The organism is Sphingomonas sp. BGYR3 (genome assembly GCF_025153455.1).
Taxonomy (GTDB): Bacteria; Pseudomonadota; Alphaproteobacteria; order Sphingomonadales; family Sphingomonadaceae; genus Sphingomonas.
On the sequence record NZ_JANZNT010000002.1, the window covers coordinates 580,613 to 600,725 of the forward strand.

21 protein-coding genes and 1 tRNA gene are annotated in these 20,113 nt (G+C 67.2%); 11 read left to right on the forward strand and 11 right to left on the reverse strand.

The genetic code is table 11. The features are described from left to right. The 10 genes from NYR55_RS14615 to NYR55_RS14660 are packed head-to-tail and all read left to right on the forward strand — an operon-like array spanning position 1 to position 9,002. The gene (locus NYR55_RS14615; protein WP_260022293.1) at positions 1-1,023 is read left to right on the forward strand and encodes an aminotransferase class I/II-fold pyridoxal phosphate-dependent enzyme; all 1,023 of its coding nucleotides are present in this window, start codon (positions 1-3) and stop codon (positions 1,021-1,023) included. Further along, positions 1,020-1,631: a cob(I)yrinic acid a,c-diamide adenosyltransferase gene (gene cobO / locus NYR55_RS14620; RefSeq protein WP_260022294.1), complete on the forward strand. Its 612-nt coding sequence runs from the start codon at positions 1,020-1,022 to the stop codon at positions 1,629-1,631. The genes NYR55_RS14615 and cobO overlap by 4 nt, the downstream gene beginning before the upstream one ends. Further along, positions 1,628-2,491, forward strand: coding sequence for a helical backbone metal receptor (locus tag NYR55_RS14625; RefSeq protein ID WP_260022295.1), 864 nt, complete (start codon positions 1,628-1,630; stop codon positions 2,489-2,491). The genes cobO and NYR55_RS14625 overlap by 4 nt, the downstream gene beginning before the upstream one ends. Continuing rightward, positions 2,491-3,459: an iron ABC transporter permease gene (locus NYR55_RS14630; protein ID WP_260022297.1), complete on the forward strand. Its 969-nt coding sequence runs from the start codon at positions 2,491-2,493 to the stop codon at positions 3,457-3,459. The genes NYR55_RS14625 and NYR55_RS14630 overlap by 1 nt, the downstream gene beginning before the upstream one ends. Then, complete coding sequence (locus NYR55_RS14635; RefSeq protein WP_260022299.1) at positions 3,456-4,238, forward strand: ABC transporter ATP-binding protein; 783 nt, start codon at positions 3,456-3,458, stop codon at positions 4,236-4,238. The genes NYR55_RS14630 and NYR55_RS14635 overlap by 4 nt, the downstream gene beginning before the upstream one ends. Further along, positions 4,235-5,161, forward strand: coding sequence for an adenosylcobinamide-phosphate synthase CbiB (cbiB, locus tag NYR55_RS14640; protein WP_260022301.1), 927 nt, complete (start codon positions 4,235-4,237; stop codon positions 5,159-5,161). The genes NYR55_RS14635 and cbiB overlap by 4 nt, the downstream gene beginning before the upstream one ends. Continuing rightward, on the forward strand, positions 5,149-6,624 hold the full coding sequence (locus NYR55_RS14645; RefSeq protein ID WP_260022302.1) for a cobyric acid synthase: 1,476 nt from the start codon (positions 5,149-5,151) through the stop codon (positions 6,622-6,624). Before cbiB ends, NYR55_RS14645 begins: the two co-directional genes overlap by 13 nt. After that, positions 6,621-7,628: a nicotinate-nucleotide--dimethylbenzimidazole phosphoribosyltransferase gene (gene cobT, locus NYR55_RS14650; protein WP_260022303.1), complete on the forward strand. Its 1,008-nt coding sequence runs from the start codon at positions 6,621-6,623 to the stop codon at positions 7,626-7,628. The genes NYR55_RS14645 and cobT overlap by 4 nt, the downstream gene beginning before the upstream one ends. 1 nt (position 7,629) lies before the next feature. Beyond that, positions 7,630-8,418, forward strand: a complete 789-nt coding sequence (locus NYR55_RS14655; RefSeq protein ID WP_260022304.1) for an adenosylcobinamide-GDP ribazoletransferase — start codon at positions 7,630-7,632, stop codon at positions 8,416-8,418. A gap of 32 nt (positions 8,419-8,450) precedes the next feature. Beyond that, a complete protein-coding gene (locus NYR55_RS14660) occupies positions 8,451-9,002 on the forward strand; it encodes a histidine phosphatase family protein (RefSeq protein WP_260022402.1) in 552 nt (183 codons plus the stop codon). On the opposite strand, the gene NYR55_RS14665 is transcribed toward NYR55_RS14660, so the two are convergent. Next, positions 8,961-9,037: transfer RNA gene (locus NYR55_RS14665), tRNA-Arg, on the reverse strand. The genes NYR55_RS14660 and NYR55_RS14665 overlap by 42 nt on opposite strands. 57 nt (positions 9,038-9,094) lie before the next feature. Between NYR55_RS14665 and NYR55_RS14670 the strand changes: the two genes are divergently transcribed. Continuing rightward, on the forward strand, positions 9,095-9,823 hold the full coding sequence (locus NYR55_RS14670) for a queuosine precursor transporter (protein ID WP_260022305.1): 729 nt from the start codon (positions 9,095-9,097) through the stop codon (positions 9,821-9,823). Between the two features lie 45 nt (positions 9,824-9,868). Here NYR55_RS14670 and NYR55_RS14675 read toward each other — a convergent pair whose 3' ends face one another. The 10 genes from NYR55_RS14675 to NYR55_RS14720 form a co-directional block, all read right to left on the reverse strand. Then, complete coding sequence (locus tag NYR55_RS14675) at positions 9,869-10,372, reverse strand: TM2 domain-containing protein (RefSeq protein WP_260022306.1); 504 nt, start codon at positions 10,370-10,372, stop codon at positions 9,869-9,871. Between the two features lie 23 nt (positions 10,373-10,395). Then, positions 10,396-11,880, reverse strand: coding sequence for a cysteine--tRNA ligase (gene cysS, locus NYR55_RS14680; RefSeq protein ID WP_260022307.1), 1,485 nt, complete (start codon positions 11,878-11,880; stop codon positions 10,396-10,398). Continuing rightward, complete coding sequence (locus tag NYR55_RS14685; RefSeq protein ID WP_260022308.1) at positions 11,877-13,505, reverse strand: NAD(P)/FAD-dependent oxidoreductase; 1,629 nt, start codon at positions 13,503-13,505, stop codon at positions 11,877-11,879. Before NYR55_RS14685 ends, cysS begins: the two co-directional genes overlap by 4 nt. Before the next feature lie 8 nt (positions 13,506-13,513). Continuing rightward, complete coding sequence (locus NYR55_RS14690) at positions 13,514-14,632, reverse strand: Gfo/Idh/MocA family oxidoreductase (RefSeq protein WP_260022309.1); 1,119 nt, start codon at positions 14,630-14,632, stop codon at positions 13,514-13,516. A gap of 61 nt (positions 14,633-14,693) precedes the next feature. Then, the gene (locus NYR55_RS14695) at positions 14,694-15,392 is read right to left on the reverse strand and encodes a response regulator transcription factor (RefSeq protein WP_260022310.1); all 699 of its coding nucleotides are present in this window, start codon (positions 15,390-15,392) and stop codon (positions 14,694-14,696) included. 10 nt (positions 15,393-15,402) lie between these two features. Beyond that, positions 15,403-15,975, reverse strand: coding sequence for a potassium-transporting ATPase subunit KdpC (gene kdpC / locus NYR55_RS14700; protein ID WP_260022312.1), 573 nt, complete (start codon positions 15,973-15,975; stop codon positions 15,403-15,405). Positions 15,976-15,987: 12 nt separating this feature from the next. Continuing rightward, on the reverse strand, positions 15,988-18,024 hold the full coding sequence (gene kdpB, locus NYR55_RS14705) for a potassium-transporting ATPase subunit KdpB (protein WP_260022314.1): 2,037 nt from the start codon (positions 18,022-18,024) through the stop codon (positions 15,988-15,990). 14 nt (positions 18,025-18,038) lie between these two features. Next, entirely contained in the window at positions 18,039-19,742 is a 1,704-nt protein-coding gene (gene kdpA / locus NYR55_RS14710) for a potassium-transporting ATPase subunit KdpA (protein WP_260022316.1), read from the reverse strand. A 17-nt stretch (positions 19,743-19,759) separates the two neighbouring features. After that, entirely contained in the window at positions 19,760-19,849 is a 90-nt protein-coding gene (gene kdpF, locus NYR55_RS14715; RefSeq protein ID WP_008994571.1) for a K(+)-transporting ATPase subunit F, read from the reverse strand. Between the two features lie 4 nt (positions 19,850-19,853). Beyond that, complete coding sequence (locus NYR55_RS14720) at positions 19,854-20,006, reverse strand: hypothetical protein (protein WP_260022320.1); 153 nt, start codon at positions 20,004-20,006, stop codon at positions 19,854-19,856. Positions 20,007-20,113 lie beyond the last annotated feature (107 nt).

The window sequence follows — 20,113 nt, forward strand, 5'->3', positions numbered from 1 at the left end:
ATGACCATCGCGCGCGTCCCGGTTCAGCCATTTGCCGTCCATGGCGGGCGGCTGGACCGGGCGCGCGCGCTGTTGCCGGAGGTGGCCGAGTGGACGGACCTGTCCACCGGCATCGCCCCATGGCCCTATCCAGTGCGGATCGACGCGGGCTGCATGACGGCATTGCCCGATCCCGCTGACCTGTCGCGGCTGGAGACGGTGGCTGCCCGTGTGTTCGGGACGTCGCCGGACCGGGTTGCAGCGGTTCCGGGGACGGACATCGCCCTGCGGCTGATCGGCACAGTGCTGGACGGCCCGGCGGCGTATCGTGCCCCCGGATATTCCGGTCATCGGGCGATGTGGCCCGCCGGGCAGGCCGCATCCTTCGGTGGCCCTGACCTGGGCGACCTGAACGACCTGTCCGGGCGGGACGGCCATGTCATTCTTGCCCGGCCCAACAATCCGGATGGATGGATTGCGGACCGTGCGGCATTGCTGGCGCTGGCGGAACGGCTGGCGGCGCGCGGCAGAGTGTTGATCGTCGATGAAGCCTTTGCCGATGCGGAGCCGGACGACAGCCTGGCCGGGCATGACGTGCCGGGGCTGATCGTGCTGCGGTCCTTTGGCAAGTTTTTCGGGCTGGCCGGATTGCGGCTGGGCTGCGTCATCGCCGCGCCGAAGATGCTGGCGCGGGTGCGCGCGCTGCTGGGCGATTGGCCCGTCGCTGCGCCCGCACTGGTCGCGGGCCTTGCCGCCTATGCCGACGCGGCATGGCAGGCGGCGCAGCGCGCGCGGCTGATCAACGGGTCGCAGCGGATGGCCGACCTGATCGCCGGACATGGCCTGATCATCCGGGGGCGGACGCCGTACTTCACCCTGATCGAGAGCGGGGATCGGGACGCCCTGTTCGACCACCTGATCCGGGCGGGCATCCTGACCCGGCCATTTGCCGATCAGCCCCACTGGCTCCGCATCGGATTGCCGGGCAAGGAAGCGGACTGGACCCGGCTGCAACGCGCCCTGACGCAATGGAGGACAGCATGACCGAACAACCCGAGGATTATGCCCGTCACAACGCCCGGATGAAGCGCGTTCAGGCGGCCCGCGAACGCATACAGGCGCGCCACACGCTGGAGCGCGGCCTGCTGATCGTCCACACCGGCAATGGCAAGGGCAAATCTTCCTCTGCCTTTGGCATGGCCATCCGCAGCCTGGGCTGGGGGATGAAAGTCGGCATCGTGCAATATGTGAAGGGCAGTTGGGAAACGGGCGAAAAGACGTTCTTTCAGGCCAATCCCGACCTGCTGACCTTTGAGGTGATGGGGGAGGGCTTTACCTGGGACACGCAGGACCGCGCGCGGGATATCGCCGCTGCGCGCGCCGCATGGGAACGGTCGAAGGAACTGATCCTCGACCCCGAATATGATTTCGTGATCCTGGACGAACTCAACATCGTGCTGCGCCAGGATACGCTGCCGATCGACGAGATTGTCGCGTTCCTGAAGGACCGCCCGCTGACCAAGCATATCTGCATCACCGGGCGCGGGGCCAAGGACTCGCTGATCGAGATTGCCGATCTGGTCACCGAATTCGGCGAGGTGAAGCATCCGTACAAGGCGGGGTTCAAGGCGCAGAAGGGGGTCGAATATTGATCCGTGCCGCGTGCCTGATGCTGGCGGCGGTGGCGGTGACCGCGTGCGGGGCCGATCCCGTGCCGCGCCCGGCGGCGCGCACTGCGCCGGTACGCGGCCTGCCCCGGATCGTGTCGATCAATCCGTGCGTCGATGCCGTCCTGATGCACGTTGCCGACCCGCGCCAGATTGCCGGGATCAGCCATTATTCGCAGGATCCGCGCGCCACTTCCGTCCCGCTGGCCTGGGCCAAGCGGTTCCGGGCAACGTCGGGAACGGCAGAGGAGGTGGTGGCGCTGGCCCCCGATCTGGTCCTTGCGGGCGGCCATGTTGCGCCATCGACGCTGATCGCGCTGGACCGGATGGGCATTCCGATCGTGCAGATCGGCATTCCGGAAACGGTCGCGGAAAGCGTGGAACAGGTGCGCCAGATTGCCGATGCCGTCCGCCGTCCCGCCGCCGGTGCGGCGCTGGCCCGCCGGATCGAGGATGCCGTCGCCCGTGCCGCGCCCGCCCGTGCCGCGCCCGGTGGCGCAGCGCCGGTGCCTGCCCTGATCTGGCAGGGCGGAGGATTGGTGCCGGGTACGGGCACGCTGGCCGATGACCTGTTGAACCGCACGGGATACCGCAACATGAGCGCCGATTACGGCCTGAAACAATGGGATGTCCTGCCCCTGGAACCGATGGTGGCGCGCCCGCCGCGGGTGCTGTTTTCCGTCGGCACCGCGGAGCGGCAGGACCGGATGCTGGGTCATCCGGTGTTGGCGGGACTGAACCGGCGCATTGCCATTCGCGATTATCCCGAACGGCTGCTGCATTGCGGCGGGCCGACGATCATCGATGCGGCGGGCCAGCTGGCCCGCGCGCGGCAGTCGCTGTGATGCGTGCGGTCCGGCTCAATCTGGCGCTGATCGCCGGGATCCTGCTGGCCATGCTGGTATCGCTGATCGCGGGCAAGGTCTGGATCCCGCTCGACGCCTGGGCCGCGGGCGATCCGCGCTGGCCGATCATTGCCGAACTGCGCCTGCCGCGCACGATGCTGGCCGGACTGGTCGGGGCGGGGCTGGGTATTTCCGGGGCGGTGATGCAGGGATATCTGCGCAATCCGCTGGCCGATCCCGGACTGTTCGGCGTGTCGGCGGGCGCGGCGCTGGGTGCCGTCCTGTCGCTCTATTTCGGCTATGCAGCCTCCGCCTGGCTGTTGCCGGGCTTTGCGCTGACCGGCGCTGCACTGACCATGGCGCTGCTCGCGCTGATCGTCGGGCGGTCGGGCAGCGTCACGGTGTTCACGCTGGCGGGCGTGATCGTGTCCAGCATTGCCGGATCGCTGACCGCGCTGGCGATCAGCCTGGCCCCGACGCCGTTCGCCACGTCGCAGATCGTCACCTGGCTGATGGGTGCGCTGACCGATCGCAGCTGGAACGATGTCTGGCTGGCCCTGCCGCTGATCGGGCTGGGCATCGCGCTGCTTGCCCTGACCGCGCGGACGCTGGATGCGCTGACGCTTGGCGAAAGCGCAGCGCGGTCAATGGGGGTAGAGCCGCTCCGCCTGCAATTGCTGGTCGTGATCGGCGTTGCGCTGTGCGTCGGGGCGTCGGTGGCGACGGCGGGGGTGATCGGCTTTGTCGGCCTGATCGTGCCGCATATCGTAAGGCCGTTCGTCGGCAACCGGCCATCGGCGGTGCTGCTGCCCGCGGCGCTGGCGGGGGCGTTGCTGCTGATCGTTGCCGACAGCCTGGTGCGGGCGATGCCGACGGTCAGCGAACTGCGCCTGGGCATCGCCATGTCGATGCTGGGCGGCCCGTTCTTCCTGATCCTGTTGGTCCGGATGCGGCGGAGGCTCGCATGAGCATGCTTGCGGCGGAACAATTGAGCCTGTCGCTGGGCGGCCGCGCGATCCTGCGCGATGTTAGTGCGACGTTCCGGCCGGGCGAGGTGACGGCGCTGCTTGGTCCGAACGGGGCGGGCAAATCGACGCTGCTCGCCTGTCTGGCCGGGCTGCGGCAGCCCGATGGCGGGCAGGTGCTGGTGAACGGTCAGCCGCGCGCTGCCCTGTCGCGGCGGGAGCTGGGCCGTCGCATCGGCCTGTTGCCGCAGGTGGCGGACGTGCACTGGGACGTGGATGTGGCGACGCTGGTCGCGCTTGGCCGCTATCCGCACCGCGCGCGCTGGGGCGAGACGGCGGCCGACCGGGCGGCCGTGGTGCGGGCGATGGCCGCAACCGATGTGACGCAGTTCGCCGGTCGCCCCGTATCCGCCCTGTCCGGCGGCGAACGGGCGCGGGTACTGCTCGCCCGCGTGCTGGCGGGGGAGCCGGAATGGCTGCTGGCAGATGAGCCGCTCGCCAATCTGGATCCCGCGCATCAGCATGACGCGCTGGAATGCCTGCGCGCCGTGGCGGGGGCGGGTGCGGGGGTCGTCGTCGTGCTGCACGATCTCAATCACGCGCTGCGCATTGCCGACCGGGTCGTGCTGATGGCAGACGGCGTGGTCGTGGCACAGGGGGACGCCGATGCCGTGCTGACGCCGGATCGCATCCGCGCGACCTATGGCGTCAGGGTGGAGCGTGCCGTGACGGCCAGCGGTCAACCGGTGATCGTGGCGACGGGCCGGGCCGGCACTGGATGATCGCGCGGCCGGAACAGCTGCTGATCGCGCTGATCGGAGAGGCGGCGGTCGGCTATCCCGCCGCGCTGTTTGCCGCCATCGGCCACCCCGTGACCTGGATGGGCGCGGGGATCGGCGTGCTGGATCGCGGGTGGAACCGGGGTGGTCCGGCGCGTCGCCGGGCGGCGGGGGTGGCGGTGATGCTGTTGCTGATCGCGGTGGCGGCGGGCGCTGGCTGGGCGGTCGAGATGATTGCTGGCGGGGGATGGGGCGTTGCTGTTGTGATCCTGATCGCCACCACCGGGCTGGCCCAGCGCAGCCTGGACGATCATGTCCGGGCGGTGGCGCGGCCCTTGCTGGCGGGGAATCTGTCCGGTGCGCGGCTGGCGGTCGGCCGGATCGTCGGGCGGGATACCGATGCGCTGGACGAGCGGGGCGTTGCACTGGCCGCAACCGAAAGCCTGGCCGAAAGCCTGTGCGACGGGGTGGTGGCGCCTGCCCTGTGGTTCCTGATCGCGGGATTGCCGGGTCTGCTGGTGTGCAAGGCCATCAATACGGCGGATTCGATGATCGGGCACCGGGATGATCGCTATCGCTGGTTCGGCTGGGCCGCGGCGCGGCTGGACGATGGGGTCAACTGGGTCCCTGCGCGTCTGTCCGGCCTGCTGGTCGCGGTGGCGGGCGGGGGCGGGATTGCGGTGATGCTGCGCGATGCGCGCCGCCACGCATCCCCCAATGGCGGCTGGCCGGAGGCGGCGATGGCGGGCGCGCTGCACCGTCGGCTGGGCGGGCCGGTGCGCTATGATGGCGAGATGGCGGATCGGGCCTGGCTGGGGGATGGGCCGCTGCCCGATGCCGCCGATCTGGGCCGGGCGCTGCGGATCTATCGCCGGGCGTGCCTGCTGTTATGGCTGATGGTCGGGGTGGTCGCATGGGCGCGCTGATGCTGCAGGGGACCGGGTCGGATGTCGGCAAGTCGGTGCTGGTCGCCGGTCTGTGCCGCCTGTTTGCCAATCGCGGTCTGACCATCCGGCCGTTCAAGCCGCAGAACATGTCGAACAATGCCGCCGTCGCCAGCAACCCGCTGGGCGGGCCGGATGGCGAGATCGGCCGGGCACAGGCGCTGCAGGCGCTGGCCTGTCGCACGCCGCCGACGACGGACATGAACCCGGTGCTGATCAAGCCGCAATCGGATATCGGCGCACAGGTCGTGATCCATGGCCGCGTCGCCGGAGGATTGGGCGCTGCCGATTATGCCCGCCGCCGCGACCATTGGATGGACGCCATCCTGGAATCGTGGCGACGGCTGAGGGCGCAGGCCGACCTGGTAATCGTCGAAGGGGCGGGCAGCCCGGCCGAAACCAATCTGCGCGCAGGCGATGTTGCCAATATGGGGTTCGCGCGTGCGGCAGGTGTGCCGGTGGTGCTGGTGGGCGATATCGACCGGGGCGGGGTGATCGCGTCGCTGGTCGGGACCAAAGCCGTGCTGGACCCGGACGATGCGGCGATGATCCGGGGGTTCCTGATCAACAAGTTTCGCGGCGACGTGCGCCTGTTCGATGCCGGATATGCCGAGGTTGCGCGGCGGACGGGCTGGCCGGGGCTGGGCGTCGTGCCGTGGCTGGCGGCGGTGCGCGACCTGCCCGCCGAGGACGCAGTGGCGCTGGATCATACCGATGCCGCGTCCGGCGGGGTTACCATCGCGGTGCCGATGCTGTCGCGCATCGCCAATTTCGATGATTTCGACCCGCTGGCGAACGAGCCTGGCGTGCGGCTGATCATGGTGCCGCCGGGCAAGCCGATCCCGGCCGAGGCGGCAATGATCATCCTGCCCGGCACCAAGGCGACGATTGCCGACCTTGGTTTTCTGCGCGCGCAGGGATGGGACATCGACATTGCGGCGCATGTCCGGCGCGGCGGGATGCTGATGGGCATTTGCGGCGGCTATCAGATGCTGGGCCAGATGATCGCCGATCCGGACGGGGTCGAAGGGCCGCCGGAAACCGTCGCCGGGCTGGGCTATCTGCCCGTGGCCACGCATCTGACCGCAGACAAGCGGGTGATCGATGTGACGGGCACCAGCATCGGGGATGACGCCCCCTTTTCCGGGTATGAAATCCATGTCGGGCGAACGGAGCCGGCCGGCACGGTCCGGCCGCTGCTGCGGCTTGCCGATGGTCAGACGGATGGTTGCATTTCCGCCGACGGGCGCATTGCGGGCTGTTACATCCACCGCCTGTTCGATCATCCGGCGCAGCGCGCGGCGTGGCTGGCGCGGATCGGCACGGCATCGGACGGCGTGCTTCAGTCCGACCGGGTGGACCGCGCGCTGGACGCGCTGGCCGAACAGCTTGCCGTGCATCTGAATACCGAACAGATTCTTGCCATTGCGAGGTCCATGCCATGATCGATGCCGCCGCCGTCCGGGAACATCTGGACGCCCTTGCCAAACCGCAGCGCAGCCTGGGCCGGCTGGAGGACCTGGCCGTCCGCCTTGCCGTGGTTCAGCAGCGGCTGGACCCGGTAACGCACCCGCGCCGCATCGTCCTGTTCGCCGGCGATCATGGCGTGGTGGCACAGGGGGTGACGGCGTGGCCGCAGGCGGTCACCGGCCTGATGGTCGAAACCATCCGCGCGGGCCGCGCCACCAGTTCGGCACTGGCCGCGGCGCAGCGATGCGACCTGCGGCTGGTCGATGTCGGCGTGGCAATGCCGCCAGCGCCGCCGCATCCCGATTTCTATCATCAGGCCAGCATCGCGCCCGGCACCGCCGACCTGGTCATCGGCCCGGCCATGACGGTGGATCAGTTCGACGCGGCATGGGCGGTGGGGGCAGAGGAGGCGCGGCGCGCCCATGCCGATGGCCATGTCGTGCTGATCGCCGGGGAAATGGGCATCGGCAACACGACGCCCGCCGCGTGCCTGACCGCGCTGTTGGCCGATGCGCCGCCGGAACAGGCGGTCGGGCGGGGGGCGGGCGCCGATGACGCCATACTGGCGACAAAGGCCCGCGTGGTGGCCGACGCCGTTGCCCGCGCATCGGCACAGTTCCCCGACGAACCCCGCGCGGCCATCGCCAGCATCGCCGGGTTCGAAATAGCCGCCATGGCCGGATTCTTCGCGCAAGGGGCGGCACAGGGATCGACCCTGTTGCTGGACGGATATGTCGCAACGGCTGGCGCGCTGGTTGCCGAAACGCTCGCCCCCGGCACGCGCGATGCGATGATCGCGGCGCACCGGTCGGCAGAGCCGGGCCATGCCGCGGCGCTGGCCCGGCTTGGCATTGAACCGCTGCTCGACTGGCAGATGCGGCTGGGCGAGGGGACGGGCGCGCTGGTCGCTTTGCCGCTGATCGACAGTGCGGCTGCGTTGCTGCGCGACGTGGCGCTGCTTTCCGATCTGGGTGTCTGACATGGGCATGGCCTGCCCCTGGTGGGCGCCGCCCGTGCTGGCGGTCCAGTTCCTGACACGGATCCCGGTGCCGGGCACCGACCGGCTGACCGGGGATCAGGTGGCGGCCGGGCTGGTCCGGGCAGTCGGATGGTTTCCGCTGGTCGGCGCGCTGATCGGCGTGATGACGGCGGCCATCGCGATTGCCGCCGACAGCCTGTGGCCCGCACCGGTGGCTGTGGCGCTGGCGCTGATCGTCGAGGCGCGGGTGACCGGCGCGTTTCACGAGGATGCGGTGGCCGATTTCTGCGATGCCTTTGGCGGCGGCATGACCGTCGAGGATATCCGCCGGATTATGAAGGACAGCCGCATCGGCAGCTATGGCGCGGTCGGCCTGATCCTGGCGATCGGTCTGCGCGCTGTCCTGATGCTCGCCGCGCTGCAGGGCATGACGCCCGCACTTGCGGCAGCCGTCATCGTTGCGGCGGCCGGGTTCGGGCGGCTGGTGGTCGTCATGCTGATGGCCATGATTGCCCCGGCACCGGGCGGCACTGGCCTTGCCAAGGATGTGGCGTCCGGGGTCGGCGCGCCCATTCTGTTGACTGCGCTGGTCACGGCAATCCCCGGCCTGGCCGCGCTTGTCCTGTGGATGCCGGGGCAGTTTCTGGCGGCGGTTGCGGCGGCGGGGCTGTTCCTCATCTGGTTCCGCGCGATGCTGCTGCGCCGGATTGGCGGCAGTACGGGCGATTGCCTGGGCTTTGCCGCCTATGCCGGTCAGCTGATCCTGTTGCTGGCGGCGACGGCGGGTTGAGCGCGGAGGTCCTGCTGGTCCGGCATACCGCCGTGGCGCTGGCATGGCGCGGGCGATGCTATGGCGCCAGCGACGTTCCGCTGAGCCGACAGGGCAGGGCCGATGCCATTGCGCTGGCGGCGGTGCTTGCCGAGCGGAGGCCCGACTGGGTGGTGCATAGCGGGCTGGCCCGGACGCGCATCCTTGCCGAGCGGATCGCACGGGCCTGTGGCTGTCCTGTGGCGGAGGATCGCGGCTGGCGCGAACGCGATTTCGGCAGCTGGGAGGGGCAGCGATGGACCGCCATCTATCGCGCGACCGGCAATGCCATGGACGGCATGATCGACGCGCCCGACCGCTTTCGCCCCGGCGGCGGGGAAACGACGTTCGATCTGGCCGACCGGGTGGCCCTTGCCCGGCTGCGCCTGCCCGACGGGCGTGGGATCGTCGTCACCCATGGCGGGCCGATCGCCGCCCTGATCGGCCGCGATCGGGGCGCACCGGCCGCCGACTGGCCCGCGCTGGTCCCGCCCTGTGGCGGATCGGTCGTCATGCCGGGGGAGTGGCGCGCCCGGCAGGATTCGAACCTGCGGCCCCAAGCTTAGAAGGCTCGTGCTCTATCCAACTGAGCTACGGGCGCGTGGTGGGGGCGATAGCGCGGATTGCGCGGGCAGGAAACCGTTCGCATAACGGGGGCATGAGCATCAGGTCAGAATCAGGTCCGCGTCACGTCGCGGCGGGCGCGGTATCGAGCGGGCAGTTCCGCTATTTCGATTTCGTCATGGCCGCGTTCTGCGTCGTTCTGGTGCTGTCCAACGTCATTGGCGCGGCAAAGCTGGCGCAGCTTGGCGGGTTCGTGTTCGGGGCCGGCATCCTGTTCTTTCCGGTCAGCTATGTGCTGGGCGACGTGCTGACCGAGGTATATGGCTATGCCCGCGCGCGGCGATGCATCTGGGCCGGGTTTGCGGCGCTGGTGTTCATGGCGGTGATGAGCTGGGTTGTGGTCAGCCTGCCCCCCGCCGACGGGTGGGAGGGGCAGGCGGCCTATGAGGCCGTGTTCGGACAGGTGTGGCGCATCGTCATCGCCTCCATCACCGCATTCTGGGCGGGCGAGTTCGTCAATTCCTTTGTCCTGGCCAAGATGAAACTTGCCACCGGGGGCAAGTATCTGTGGACGCGCACCATCGGATCAACCGTGGTGGGGCAGGGCGTCGACAGCCTGATCTTCTATCCGATCGCGTTCCTCGGCATCTGGTCCAACGAACAGGTGCTGACCGTGATGGTCACCAACTGGGCGCTGAAAGTGGCGTGGGAAGCGGCGCTGACCCCGGTGACCTATCTGGTGGTCGGCAAGCTGAAACAGGCCGAGGGGGTCGACCTGTTCGATCAGGATACGAACTTCACGCCGTTCAGCGCCAAGGTGTAGTCCGGGACCGCTCGCCCCCGCGGCGGGGACGAACGGCCTGCCGGATCAGAACCAGGCCTTGTCCCCCTGAACATATTTGCGTTGCCAGTCGTCCTCTGAAATCGCCAGATAGATGATGAATTCGATGAACGCGATCAGCGAGACGGCAATGCCCGGCACGACCAGAAGCCAGCCGATGGTGCCGCACAACAGCATGATGACGCCAGTGCCGATCCGGCCAAGATAGAATTTGTGGGCGCCGAAAATACCAAGGAAAAAGGCGAGGATCGCGGCGATATATTTGTTCTTTTCACCCGCCAGCAGATTATCCGACGCGATGGCAAAGATCGAATGCGCCATGCCGTCGGCGATTTCGAAATCCACCGTCTGGCCGTTCACCGGATGCGCCTGCATCCGCCACTGGGACGGGACAAACCGATAGCGCACGCCATCGTCGCCGCTGATGAACCCTTCGCCCCGGTCATAATCGAACGCCAGTATCTTGCCGCGCATCGCCGCCGCCTCCCGTTTGTCGACCGGCAGCATTGCCGGTTCAGGTGTGTTAGTCAAGTAAGGCGGCCTGGCCGGGCCGGTCAAAGCGTCGGGCGCCAGTCCCAGCCGAGCGGATCGCCGTCCATCACCTCGACCCCGGCGGCGGTCAGCTCGTCGCGGATCGCATCGGACCGGGCAAAGTCCTTTGCCGCGCGGGCCTCGCGGCGTTCGGCAAGGCGGGAATCGATGTCTGCCGCCGTCAACGCGGCATCGGCGGGGCGGACGCGCAGCGCCTCCCGGCTGAGAGTAGTTAATCGGAGACCAAGTGCTTCGTCATATTTTGCAAGAGTAGCTAAGCGGCCAGTAGGGTAGTCTTGTTTTGAAACTAGTAATTCTAGCAATGCCAATGCACGTGGGGTGTTTAGATCATCGCATATAGCTTTTTCAAAACTTTCCAGCAATGTGCCAAACTCGGCACCTCCTTGTACGTAATTATCCAGTGGTTCGAATTCGTCGGTATTAGTTGCTTGAGCGATACGGAGCCGGTGAACCGCCATCACCAGCCGCTTCAACCGCGTCTGCGCCGCCAGCACCTGTTCCGCGCCGAACTCAAGCTCGCTGCGATAATGGGCGCTGAGGCACATCAGGCGATAGGAAAGCGGGTGGACCCCCGCCGCCTTCAGCGCCTCCAGCGTCGCGACTGATCCCTTGGACTTGGACAGCTTGCCTGTACGGTCGACCAGGAAATTGTTGTGCATCCAGAAGCGCGCGCCGGTGAACCCGGCGGCAACCCCCTCTGGCGCGGTGCAGCCGCAAAATGCCTGATTCTGCGCGATCTCGTTCGGATGGTGGATTTCGCGGTGGTCGATGCCGCCGGTGTGGATGTCGAACGGAAAGCCCAGATATTTGCCGCTCATCACCGAACATTCGAGGTGCCAGCCCGGCGCGCCGCGGCCCCAGGGGCTGTCCCATTCCATCTGGCGCGTCTCGCCCGGCGGCGTCTTGCGCCAGATGGCGAAATCCTGCGGATGCCGTTTGCCCGACACGGGGTCGATGCGGCTTTCCCCGGCATCGTCCTGGCCCCCGGCCAGCCGTCCATAGTCGGGCACGGTGGAGCTGTCGAAATACAGGCCGCTGTCGATTTCGTAGCAATGGGCCGGTGCGATCCGCGCGGCGAAATCGATCATCTCGTCGATATGGTCCGTCGCCACGGACCAGACGGAGGGATCGCCGATGTTGAGGTCGCTGAGGTTTCCTTTGAACACCGCGGTGTAATGCGCCGCGATGTCCCAGGCGGATTGCCCGCGCTTTTTCGCCGCCGCCTCCATCTTGTCATCGCCCGCATCGGCATCGCTGGTCAGATGGCCGACATCGGTGATGTTGATGACATGGGTGAGCGGATACCCCTTCCACCGCAGCACGCGTGCCAGCGTGTCGGTGAACACATAGGCGCGCAGATTGCCCAGATGCGGATCGGAATAGACCGTCGGCCCGCAGCTATAGACGCGCACGCCCTTGTCCGCATCCAGCGGAGCGAAATCCTCGACCATGCGGGTCAGCGAATTATAGAGGCGAAGCGTGGTCATGGTGCGGGGCGTTTAGCGAAGGGCAGGCGGGCGAGCCAGCCCCGATCCTTCAGCACGCGCATCGCCGCATTATGGCCCGGCGCGCCGGTCACGCCGCCGCCGGGATGGGTGCCCGATCCGCACAGATACAGGCCGGGGATTGCGCCGCGATACTCCGCCTCACCCAGAAAAGGCCGCGCGGCCCAGAGCTGATCCAGGCTCATTCGGCCGTGGAAAATGTCTCCGCCGATCAGGCCGAACTTGCGTTCGAGATCCAGCGGCGAATGAACCTGAGTGGCGACGATCAGCTTGCGGAACCCGGGTGCGAACCGCTCCACGGTGTCCAGCACGGCGTCGGCGGCCGCGTCCCGGCAATCGTCCCAGCTTTTGCCATTGGGCAGGACCGGTGCGAATTGCTGACAGAACAGGCTGGCGACGTGCGCGCCCGGCGGGGCTAGGCTGTCGTCCAGCATCGACGGGATCAGCATTTCCACGATCGGTTCGCGTGACCAGCCATGGGCGCGGGCATCTTCGAACGCCCGCTGCATATAGCCGAGCGAGGGCGCCATGATGATTCCCGCGCCCAGATGCGGCCCCGGATCCGGCAGCGCGGCAAAGCAGGGCAGGGCGGACAGGGCGACGTTCATCCGGAACGTGCCCGATCCGGCGCGATAGCCGTGCGAGCGGGCAAGGACGCTATCGGGCAGATCGGCGGGATGGATCAGGCGTTCGTACAGCAATTTAGGCCCGACATTGGCGATGATGCGGGGTGCGCGCAGCTCCTGACCGCCGTTCAGGCGCACGCCGGTTGCCCGGCCGCGATCGTCGACCAGCACCCGCTCGACCGCCGCATCGGTACGGATGGTGGCTCCGGCCGCGACCGCCGCCCGTGCCATCGCCTGCGTGATCGCGCCCATCCCGCCAATTGCGTGCCCCCACAGGCCGCGCTTGCCGTTCACCTCTCCAAACACATGGTGGAGCAGGACATAGGCGGAACCGGGCGTATCCGGCCCGGCATAATTGCCAACCACGGCATCGAACCCGAACAGTGCACGCACCGGATCGCTTTCGAACCAGGGGTCCAGAAATTCGCTGGCCGACAGGGTGAAGATGCGCAGCAATTCCCGCTGCACGTCGATGGGCAGGCGGGCGACCTGCCGCGACTGGCCAAGCGCGGCCAGGATCGCGCCCGCACCGCCACCGACATTGGGCGGCGGTTTCAACGCAAGATCGCGCAGCACATCGGCAATCCGCTCAAGCATTGCGGAATAGGCCTGCAGGCGTTCGGCATCGCGGGACGAGAATTTGGCGAACTCGGCTGCCATGTCCGCCTGTCCACCGGCCAGCAGATGGCGGCCATCGGGCAGAGGCAGGAAATTGCCCACCGGCCGTTCGACGATGGTCAGGCCATGGGCGTGAAGCGCCATGTCGCGGATCACGCGCGGCTGAAGCAGGCTGACCGTATAGCTGGCGGTCGAATTGCGGAAACCGGGCGCGAATGTTTCGGTCACCGCGGCCCCGCCCACGATCCCGCGCGCTTCCAGCACCAGCGGCTTTAGCCCGGCGCGCGCCAGGTAAAAGGCGCAGACAAGGCCATTGTGCCCGCCCCCGATGATGATGGCGTCATGGGTGGCGGCGGTGGACATTCGATCCTTCAGGCAAGCTGGATGACGGACCGTTCCTTCATCGACCGATAGATCGCATCGATCAAGCGGATGTCGCGCAGCCCCTCTTCGCCCGGAACGATCGGCGTCCTGCCCGTGCTGGCACACAGAGCGAGATGATCGAGCATCGCCACGAACTGTTCATCGCCGGTGCTGCCCAGATCGACGGGGCCGGCCCGTCCGTCCCGGCTGACCCGCATGGCATGGCCCCCGTAAAAGACGGATGGTTCCAGCTCCAGCCAGCCCTTGGTGCCCACGGCGCGATAGCGGCCATGGGCGGAGCTGTAGGAGGACAGGCAGTTGGCGACGACGCCCGACGGGAATTGCAGCATGAACGACACCCGGTCCTCCACCTCGGCGAAGCGGGGATCGCTTTTGTCCGTCGTCTCGAACGCGGATAGCGCCACCGGCTCCTCGCCGGTCAGATAGCGCGCGGCGTTCAGGGAATAGATGCCGATATCCATCATCGAGCCGCCACCGGCCTTTGCCTTTTCCAGCCGCCACTGGTTGGGGCCGATGGAAAATCCGGTTTCGACCTGAAGCGTGCTGAGCGGGCCGACATGCCCCTGCCGCACCCAGTCGATCGCCCGGCGGTTATAGGGTTCGAAATGGCAGCGATATCCGATCATCAGGTGCCGATCCGCCGTCTTTGCCGCGTCGATCATCGACTGACATTCCGCCGGGTTCATTGCCATCGGCTTTTCGCAAAGCACGTGCTTTCCAGCCTTCAACGCGCGGATCGAATATTCGGCGTGAAGAAAGACGGGCAGGACGACATAGACGATGTCGATATCCGGGTTGTCGCGGATGCGGTCGAAATCGGCATAGCTGTAGCGGTGGGTTTTCGGCACGTCATAGTCCGCGCCATATTTGTCCAGCTTGGCCGGGGTTCCGCTGACCAGCGCGGCGATGCGGCTGTGCTGGCACAGCTTCATGCGGGGCATGATCTGCGCGGTGGCATAGCTGCCCAGACCGACAATGGCATAGCCCAGCTTGCGCTGGCCCGCCTGACCCGGCCCGGCGGCATTGAGGCTGGCGGGCAGAGCGGCGGCGAGTGCGCCCATGCCGATGCCCTGCAGGACCGCGCGGCGATTTTCCTGTGCGCTCATTATCCCCTCCATCCGTCAACGACCCGAACGGGATAGGGAAAAGCGGGGCGATCAGAAACCCTTAATCCGGCAACGCATCCTGTGCCGTCAGCCGGTATCCGACGCCCGGTTCGTTGACGATCAGCGCGGGGCGGGCGGGATCCGCCTCCAGCTTCTGTCGCAGCGCACGAACGACGATGCGCAGATATTCGACATCGCCGGCATGGGCCGAACCCCAGACATTGGTCAGCAGTTCGCGGTGGCTGATCACCCGATCGGGGTGCCGGGCCAGTTCGGCCAGCGTGCCATATTCCTTGGGCGACAGGTGCACCTCTGCCCCCTGCCGCGTCACGCGGCGACGCTCCAGGTCGATGGTGACGTGGCCGGCGGTCACCACCGGCTGGCTGCCCGCCGCCCGGTGGCGAAGCGCGGTGCGCAGCCGGGCGAGCAGTTCCTCGGTATCAAACGGCTTGGTCAGATAATCGTCCGCGCCCAGATCGAGGGCGGCGACCTTTTCGGCGGTTTCTTCCCGCGCGGAAACGACCAGCAGCGGCGCGGTGGACCGGCCCCGGATCAGCTGGATCAGCTCCAGCCCGTCCCGGTCGGGCAGGCCAAGGTCGAGCAGCACCGCGTCGGGCCGCTCGATCTCGACCAGCGACAACCCCTCGCGCGCCGATGCCGCCTCGATCGCGTCATGCCCCGCCCGCGTCAGCGCGGCGCGGAGCAATCGGCGGATATGGGCATCGTCCTCGACGATCAGCACCTTTGCGGCATGGGTCATGCCGCCCGGTTTAGGGCCGGGCATTGCCCGCGTCGAGGGCACGGTTGAGCATCAGCACATTGACCTGCGGCTCGCCGATAAAGCCCAGCAGGGGGTGTTCGATCCTGGCGCTGACCAGGGCACGCAACTCGGCCGCGCTGGTGCCGCGGGCCTGTGCCACGCGGTCCACCTGCGAAAAGGCCGCCTCGGGGCTGATATGGGGGTCAAGCCCCGAGGCAGAGGCTGTCAACAGGTCGGCGGAGCCGGTCTGACCTGCGGCAGGGCGTGCGGCACGAACGCGTTCCGCCAGAGCGGCGGAGGTCGGGCCGAGATTGGAGCCGCTGGACGCCATGGCGTCATAGCCATCCGCACCGGCGGCGGACGGGCGGCCATGGAAATAGCGGTCGGCGGAAAATCGCTGTCCGATCAGGCTGGAACCGACCACCTGGCCGTCCTGTCGGATCAGGCTGCCATTCGCCTGATCGGGAAAGATCAGCTGGGCAACGCCGGTGATCGCCAGCGGATATGCAAGGCCGGTCAGCGCGGCGAACAACAGCGTCAGGACAAGGGCGGGCCGCAACGCGGATTTCAGGTCGTTCAACATGACGGGGTTCCCTCAGGCAAGGCCGGTGGAGGAGACGGCAAGGTCGATGAGCTTGATGCCGATGAACGGAGCCACCAGACCGCCCAGGCCATAGACGGCCAGGTTGCGGGCCAGCAGCGGACCGGCCGCCATCGGGCGATAGGTCACGCCCTTCAGCGCCAGCGGCACCAGCAGCGGGATGATGACCGCGTTGAAGATGATCGCGGACAGGATGGCGCTTTCCGGGCTGGCCAGCGCCATGACGTTGAGGACGCCAAGGCCGGGATAGAGCGCGACGAAGATCGCCGGGATGATCGCGAAATATTTCGCCACGTCATTGGCCACGGAAAAGGTGGTCAGTGCGCCGCGTGTCATCAGCAGCTGCTTGCCCAGGCCGACGATCTCGATCAGCTTGGTTGGATCGCTGTCCAGATCGACCATGTTCCCTGCCTCACGCGCGGCCTGCGTGCCGGTGTTCATGGCAACGCCCACATCGGCCTGCGCCAGGGCAGGGGCGTCGTTGGTGCCGTCGCCGCACATCGCGACCAGGCGGCCGCCCTGCTGTTCCCGCCGGATCAGGGCCAGCTTGTCCTCCGGCGTCGCTTCGGCCAGGAAATCGTCCACCCCTGCCTCTGCGGCGATCGCGGCGGCGGTCAGCGGGTTGTCGCCGGTGATCATCACGGTGCGGATGCCCATGCGGCGCAATTCGGCAAAACGTTCGCGGATGCCGGCCTTCACCACATCCTTAAGCGCGACCGCGCCCAGTAGCACGCCGTCCTGCGCCACGGCCAGCGGCGTCATGCCGGCGCGGGCGATTTCGTCGGTGATGCGGCGCAGTTCGGTGGCGGCGCTGCCGTTATTGTCGGTCGGCTGGCCGATGGCGGTCAGCACGGAATCGACCGCGCCCTTGCGGATCGTACCGTCCAGCGTCTTGACGCCGGAAATGCGGGTCTGTGCGGTAAAGGGGATGACCTCGCTGCCCGCGGGCAGCTCCTGCACGGTGATGCCATGCTTTTCGCGGGCCAGCGTGACGATCGACCGGCCCTCCGGCGTTTCGTCGGCCAGGCTGGCGAACAGTGCGGCGCGGGCGAGCGCGTCCACGGTCACGCCGTTCAGCGGGCGGAACTGGCTGGCGGCGCGGTCACCGATGGTGATCGTCCCCGTCTTGTCCAGCAGCAGCACGTCGATATCGCCCGCCGCCTCGACCGCGCGGCCCGATTTGGCCAGCACGTTGAACCGGACCAGCCGGTCCATGCCCGCAATGCCGATCGCCGACAAAAGCGCCGCGATGGTGGTGGGAATAAGGGTGATCAGCAACGCGGCCAGCATGGCGACCGGGATCGATCCGCCGGCATAGCTGGCAAAGCCCGGAATGGTCGCCACCGCGATCAGGAAGATGATGGTCAGGCCGACCAGCAGGATGGTCAGGGCAATCTCGTTCGGTGTCTTTTGCCGCTCGGCCCCTTCGACCAGCGCGATCATGCGGTCCAGAAAGCCCTGTCCCGGTTCCTGCGTCACCCGCACCTTGATCCGGTCGGAAATGACGCGGGTGCCCGCGGTCACGGCGCTGCGATCGCCGCCTGCCTCGCGGATCACGGGCGCGCTTTCGCCGGTGATCGCGCTTTCGTTGACCGACGCAACGCCCTCGATCACCTCGCCATCGGCGGGGATCAGGTCGCCGGTTTCAACAAGGACGACATCGCCCAGTTGCAGCAGCGTTGCGCCGACGATTTCATAGGCGTCACCAACGCCGATGGTGCGTTTGGCGGTCAGTTCCGCCTTGGTCGCGCGCAGCGATGCTGCCTGGGCACGGCCGCGCCCTTCGGCCAGCGCCTCGGCAAAGGTGCCGAACAGCACCGTCAGCCACAGCCAGACGATCAGCTGCACCTGAAAACCGGTGCTGAGCCCCTCGCCGCCGACAAAGGCGAGGATGGTCAGCAGCAGCGCGACGATGGCAGTCGTGAACAGAACCGGGTTGCGGATCAGTTCGCGGGGAGAAAGCTTGCGGAACGCATCGCCGATGGCCGGAACCACAAGCTTTGCGGAAAACATGGATGATGCAGCGGCCATGGATGCCACTCCTGTCAGGAAAGGGTGCCGGACAGCATCGCGAGATGATCCGCGATGGGTCCGAGTGCGAGGCTGGGAAGGAAGGTCAGGCCGCCCAGGATCAGGATGATGCCGACCAGCAGGCCGACCCACAGCGCCCCGGTGGTCGGGAACGATCCGGTGGTTGCCGGGCTGTGCCGCTTGGCCGCCAGGCTGCCCGCAATCGCCAGAACGGGGATGATCACGAAGAACCGGCCAAGCCACATGGCAACGCCCAGGAGGCCGTTATACCAAGGCGTCCCTGCGGTCAGGCCGGCAAAGGCCGAACCGTTGTTCCCGGTTGCCGAGGTAAAGGCATAGAGGATTTCGGAAAATCCATGCGGCCCCTTGTTCAATGGCCCGGCCAGGCCCGCCTCGGTCACGGCGGACAGGGCGGTAAAGCCAAGGATGCACAGCGGCAGGACGGCAATGGCCAGCACGGCCAGCTTTACCTCGCGCGCCTCGATCTTCTTGCCGACATATTCCGGCGTCCGCCCGACCATCAGGCCGGCGACGAACACGGCCAGGATGGCGAACAGCAGAAAGCCATAGATGCCCGCGCCGACGCCGCCGACGACAATTTCGCCCAGCTGCATGTTGAACAGCGGGATCATGCCGCCCAGCGGGGTAAAGCTGTCGTGCATCGCGTTGACGGCACCGCAGGATGCGGCCGTGGTGACGACGGCGAACAGCGCGGATGCGGCAATGCCGAACCGGGTTTCCTTGCCCTCCATATTGCCGCCGGGCACGCCCAGCTGATGGAGCACCGGATTGCCGGCGGCTTCGGCCCAATAGGTGACGGCAGTGCCGGCGACGAACAGCACGGCCATGGCGGACAGGATGGCCCAGCCCTGACGCGTGTCGCCCACCGCCTTGCCAAAGCACCAGGCAAGGCCGACACCGATCATGAAGATCGACACGATCTGCACCAGGTTGGTCAGCGCGGTCGGATTTTCGAACGGATGCGCGGAATTGGCGTTGAAGAAGCCGCCACCATTGGTGCCCAGCATCTTGATCGCTTCCTGACTGGCCACGGGGCCGAGCGCGATGGACTGCTTTGCGCCCTCCAGCGTCGTTGCATCGACCATTGCGGACAGGGTCTGCGGCACGCCGCTGAACACCAGGAACAGGGCATAGACGATGCTGATCGGCAGCAGCAGATACAGCGTCACGCGGGTCACATCGGCCCAGAAATTGCCAATGCCCGCCGCCTCGCGCCGGGCAAAGCCGCGGAACAGGGCAAAGGCGATGGCAATGCCGGTCGCCGCGCTCAGAAAGTTGTGCAGCGTCAGGCCCAGCATCTGCGACAGGTTCGACAGGGCGACCTCCCCCGAATACCATTGCCAGTTGGTATTGGTCGTAAAGCTGATCGCGGCATTCATCGCGCCGTCCGGCCCGATCGCGGCCAGCCCGCGCGGGTTCAGCGGCAGCACGTCCTGAAGCCGCAGCACGGCATAGAGGAACAGCAGCAGGACGAGGTTGAACAGCACCAGGCTGAGCGTATAGCGGCGCCACCCCATATCCTGTGCCGGGTCGATGCCCGCCAGCCGGTAAAACCCGGTTTCGACCGGCCCCAGCACGGTATGCAGCGGCGTCCGGCGACCCTCGTAAAGCGCGAACAGCCATTGTCCCATCGGTTTGGCCAGCAAACCGACGATGACGACAAAGAGCGCAATCAGCGCCCAACCTTCTACGGTCATGGACAAGGGCCCTTTCGTCAGAATTTTTCGGGACGCAGCAGGGCCGCGACCAGATAGGCGAGCAGGCCGAGCGCGGTCAGGCCGGCCAGGATCAGGGGCAGTGTCATCGCATCACCCCCGTTCGGCCAGGCGCACCAGCGCCAGCGTCAAAAGGAACAGCCCGCCCAGAATCGCGAGCCAGGTCACATCGGCCATGGGCCATTCTCCAGCTATTATCGTCCGCGTCTGGACGATGCCGGCCGGGCAATTAGGGCGGCCGGGCATTAGCGTTCGAGGGCGAAAAGCGGGGTGCGGCATAAAGATTCCATAAGGATCGTGTTGCCGCGACGCGGGTTATGGCAGGACTGTGCCGATGAACGACGTCAGGATGC

Coding starts and splice junctions, on each gene's coding strand:
- cbiB (WP_260022301.1), top strand. CDS start 4,235: ATGATCGCGCGGCCGGAACAGCTGCTGATCGCGCTGATCGGAGAGGCG.
- cysS (WP_260022307.1), bottom strand. CDS start 11,880: ATGACCACGCTTCGCCTCTATAATTCGCTGACCCGCATGGTCGAGGAT.
- NYR55_RS14695 (WP_260022310.1), bottom strand. CDS start 15,392: ATGACCCATGCCGCAAAGGTGCTGATCGTCGAGGACGATGCCCATATC.
- NYR55_RS14720 (WP_260022320.1), bottom strand. CDS start 20,006: ATGCCCGGCCGCCCTAATTGCCCGGCCGGCATCGTCCAGACGCGGACG.
- kdpF (WP_008994571.1), bottom strand. CDS start 19,849: ATGACACTGCCCCTGATCCTGGCCGGCCTGACCGCGCTCGGCCTGCTC.
- kdpA (WP_260022316.1), bottom strand. CDS start 19,742: ATGACCGTAGAAGGTTGGGCGCTGATTGCGCTCTTTGTCGTCATCGTC.
- cobO (WP_260022294.1), top strand. CDS start 1,020: ATGACCGAACAACCCGAGGATTATGCCCGTCACAACGCCCGGATGAAG.
- cobT (WP_260022303.1), top strand. CDS start 6,621: ATGATCGATGCCGCCGCCGTCCGGGAACATCTGGACGCCCTTGCCAAA.
- NYR55_RS14670 (WP_260022305.1), top strand. CDS start 9,095: ATGAGCATCAGGTCAGAATCAGGTCCGCGTCACGTCGCGGCGGGCGCG.
- kdpC (WP_260022312.1), bottom strand. CDS start 15,975: ATGTTGAACGACCTGAAATCCGCGTTGCGGCCCGCCCTTGTCCTGACG.
- NYR55_RS14615 (WP_260022293.1), top strand. CDS start 1: ATGACCATCGCGCGCGTCCCGGTTCAGCCATTTGCCGTCCATGGCGGG.
- NYR55_RS14655 (WP_260022304.1), top strand. CDS start 7,630: ATGGGCATGGCCTGCCCCTGGTGGGCGCCGCCCGTGCTGGCGGTCCAG.
- NYR55_RS14690 (WP_260022309.1), bottom strand. CDS start 14,632: ATGAGCGCACAGGAAAATCGCCGCGCGGTCCTGCAGGGCATCGGCATG.
- NYR55_RS14685 (WP_260022308.1), bottom strand. CDS start 13,505: ATGTCCACCGCCGCCACCCATGACGCCATCATCATCGGGGGCGGGCAC.
- NYR55_RS14630 (WP_260022297.1), top strand. CDS start 2,491: ATGCGTGCGGTCCGGCTCAATCTGGCGCTGATCGCCGGGATCCTGCTG.
- NYR55_RS14635 (WP_260022299.1), top strand. CDS start 3,456: ATGAGCATGCTTGCGGCGGAACAATTGAGCCTGTCGCTGGGCGGCCGC.
- kdpB (WP_260022314.1), bottom strand. CDS start 18,024: ATGGCCGCTGCATCATCCATGTTTTCCGCAAAGCTTGTGGTTCCGGCC.
- NYR55_RS14645 (WP_260022302.1), top strand. CDS start 5,149: ATGGGCGCGCTGATGCTGCAGGGGACCGGGTCGGATGTCGGCAAGTCG.